This is a genomic window from Moorena sp. SIO1F2 (genome assembly GCF_010672755.1).
GTDB lineage: Bacteria > Cyanobacteriota > Cyanobacteriia > Cyanobacteriales > Coleofasciculaceae > Moorena.
On record NZ_JAAHFV010000516.1, the window covers coordinates 1 to 3,395 of the forward strand.

The 3,395-nt window shown below is 38.7% G+C and carries 2 protein-coding genes; both read left to right on the forward strand.

The window, feature by feature from the left end:
* Positions 1–345: 345 nt before the first annotated feature.
* Positions 346–2,046: an AAA-like domain-containing protein gene (locus tag F6J94_RS32035; protein WP_293047633.1), complete on the forward strand. Its 1,701-nt coding sequence runs from the start codon at positions 346–348 to the stop codon at positions 2,044–2,046.
* A 3-nt stretch (positions 2,047–2,049) separates the two neighbouring features.
* Positions 2,050–3,395, forward strand: a 1,346-nt coding sequence (locus F6J94_RS32040; protein WP_293047635.1) for an AAA-like domain-containing protein, incomplete at its 3' end; no start/stop codon positions are given.

Below are 3,395 nucleotides of genomic sequence, written 5' to 3' on the forward strand. Positions count from 1 at the left end.
GTTCAAGATCTGGTGGAATAGGCATCTTGCCTGTGGCTGATCTGGTGGAATGGGCATCTTGCCTGTTCAAGATCTGGTGGAATAGGCATCTTGCCTGTTCAAGATCTGGTGGAATGGGCATCTTGCCCGTTCAGGGAGCTTTTCGCGCGGGCAGGATGCCCGCTCTACGAATATTCAAAAGAAGATTCAGCAACGCTCATCTACCCATATCCCTATCTCTCCATCTATACTTTTAGAAAGTTAAAGCCCTACCAAATTTGATTTGGAGGCAAAATAAACTTAACTGCATCAGTTCTGTTGGAACCAGAGTATTAAGTTGTATTGTTGATAGGTAGAGAGCTATAGATGAATGCTGGAAATACCCCTGGTTATCTCCTCAAGCAGATAGAGTCAGCACTGTGTAGTGCTTTCCCTAGTAAAACTAAATTAGAAATGATGCTACGACATCAATTCAGTCAAAATCTGGAAGAAATTGCTGGTGGGGAAAATTTGACTGAAATTGTTTACAAAGTAGTAGACTATTTCAATAGTAGCAATAGTTTAGAAAAATTACTTAAGAAAGCACTTAACGAAAATCCCAATAATGCTAGCTTAAAGGCAATCAAGGAAAAATTTGAAATTACGACTAGTTTAGTCAACCTATTGCTTCCTTTACAAAAACAAATAATCAAGCCAATGCAACAGGCTTATAGCGCTTGTTGTTACGATAAATTAGGGGATAATCGTAAATATGAAATCCCTGATAATTTAAATGATATTCTAGATAATTTAGATAATATACCTCAACAAAATGATCATGAAAACCCTATTATAGAATTTGTTGCTCGTTTATTAATAACTGGACATATTCCCAAACCAATTGCTGAACAACTCAAGCAATGGTTAGAAGAAAACGATTCTGCTGCTCAATGGGAACGTCTAATCAAAACCCTGAAATTTCAACAAGATGATTTGTTGTTAGATGAAGACGGAACAGTACTTTTATCAGAAAATGAATTACTGCCGCCTAGACATTCTTTTGATTCTAACTGGCTCAATGAACTTGAAGCTCCTGAGGGGACAGTTAAGCTTCGCTCTAAATTCTACCTGCAGCGAGAAAACGAAGCTAAATGGTTAGATAAAGTCTTAGGATGGGGAGAAACTATCCGTGTCAAAGGTGCTCATCAGATGGGCAAAAGCTCCTTGCTAGCTCGTATGCACCAACAGGCTAAGCAAAATAGTCAAGCTGCACTCTATCTTGATTTTCAGCGTCTTGACAAAACGTTTTTATCCACTCTCGACTCCCTGTTACGATATCTAGCCGCTCGCATGACCAAGCACTGGCGAACTTCCCGTTCACCAGACTCCTATTGGTCTAGTTCCTTGGGAGCAAAAGATAAATTATCTGATTTTGTGCTTGAAGAAGTTCTTGAAAACACTGACTTACCTATTCTACTGATATTTGATGATGTTGATATAGTTTTCGATTATGACTACAGAGATGACTTTTTTAGTCTAATTCGAGCTTGGCATAATGAGCGTGCTATAGAAGAGCAATGGGAAAAACTTAACCTAGTTCTAGCCTATTCCACAGAAGCGTTTCTATTTATTCAAGATTTAAACCAATCACCGTTCAACGTCGGTATTTCTATTGAACTAGGAGATTTGAGTCGTTCTAAGGTTGAGGAAATGAATCGTAAACATAATAGCATAGCCCGGTCATGTGGTGAACTTGACTCCCTGATCAATTTACTAGGAGGACATCCATACTTGTTAAGAAGGGCTTTTTATACAATGGCTACAAGAAGCATCAGTGTACCAAAATTCTGTAGAATAGCAGGTGATGATGATGGTCCATTGGCAGAACACCTATCTCGATATCTTAGGCAACTTGAAGCATGGCCAGATTTGCGACATGCCATGCAAGACGTTATCAGAAAACACAAATGCACGAATAACGAAATTTTTTATCGGTTACGGAAATCAGGATTAATTCTTGGACACAGTCCTGATGCCGTACAGGCAAGATGTCAGCTTTATGCACAATTTTTTAAAACGAGACTATGAGTCATGAATTCTGATCACAACCCGATCCAGAGTAGCCCAGATCCAGATTACTATGTAGTAGGCGGAACGTTAAAAGTTTCAGACCGTAGTTACGTACCCCGTGCTACTGACCAGGAACTTCTAGACAATCTGATCAACGGAGAGTACTGCTATGTACTAACCACTCGTCAGATGGGCAAATCTAGTTTGATGGTACGCACCGCAGTAAAATTAAAGGAATTTAATATACGTAGTGCCATTATTGATTTAACCAGCATCGGCACTTCTGTTGGATTAGAAGCTTGGTATCTAGGGCAAATTCGACGTATTGTAAGACAACTGCGTCTAAACTTCGACTATCTGAGTTGGTGGAGAGAAAATGCCAGCTTTAGTGAAGTAGATAGATATTCAATGTTTATCTCAGAAATATTATTAGAGAAAGTTTCTTCATCGGTTGTATTATTCATTGATGAAATAGATTCTACCCTTTCACTCTCCTACACCGATGACTTCTTTGCTGCTATACGTTCCCTCTACAACGAACGTGCGATTAACTCGGAGTTAGAGCGGCTAACTTTTGTGCTTTTGGGTGTAGCCTCTCCATCGGATTTAGTAAAAGCTGTTGAACGGACTCCTTTCAATATCGGCAGGCGTATTGAGTTAAACGATTTTACTTTGGAGGAAGCTAAACCTCTTGCGGCTGGACTGGCACCAGGATCTGACCAAGCATTCAAGCTACTAAAGCAAATAATCAATTGGACAGCAGGACATCCCTATCTTACCCAGAAAACTTGTCAAATTGTGGCACAGTGGGCTAAAGAAAGTTGGGATACTGCTCAAGTAGATAAGATTGTGGAAAAGCTTGTACAAGCAACTTTCTTGACGAAGCGTGGTAAGTACAATGATAACAATTTGCATTTTGTAAGAGAACGTCTTTTAAGAGAATCAGAATCAGCGGAATTACTTAATCTTTATTCTCTAATCAGGCAAGACAGAATTATAAGTAATAAAGACCGAAATTTAACTCACGCAAGACTAAAGTTGATCGGTATAGTAAAAGCTAATAATTCAGGTATACTTCAAGTAAGAAATCGAATATATTCAGAAGTTTTTCATGTAGATTGGCTCAATAACAACGGAGTCAAAATAGACGATAATAGTACGGGTTCGCCAACCAGCATTCAAGGTGTTCAAGGTTATAAACTTGATGATTTAAGCTCTGCTGATCAATTTATCAATATTGGTCATCAATTTATCACTATTGGTGATACCTTTATCACTATTGGTGATAAAGGTATCAATATGCTTCGTAAAGCCATCATTCGTCAAGTTGTCCGTAGTATCAATACGATTAACATTGACGATAATTC

Excerpts from the sequence above, each read along its gene's own strand:
- F6J94_RS32035 (WP_293047633.1), top strand. The coding sequence starts at position 346 with ATGAATGCTGGAAATACCCCTGGTTATCTCCTCAAGCAGATAGAGTCA.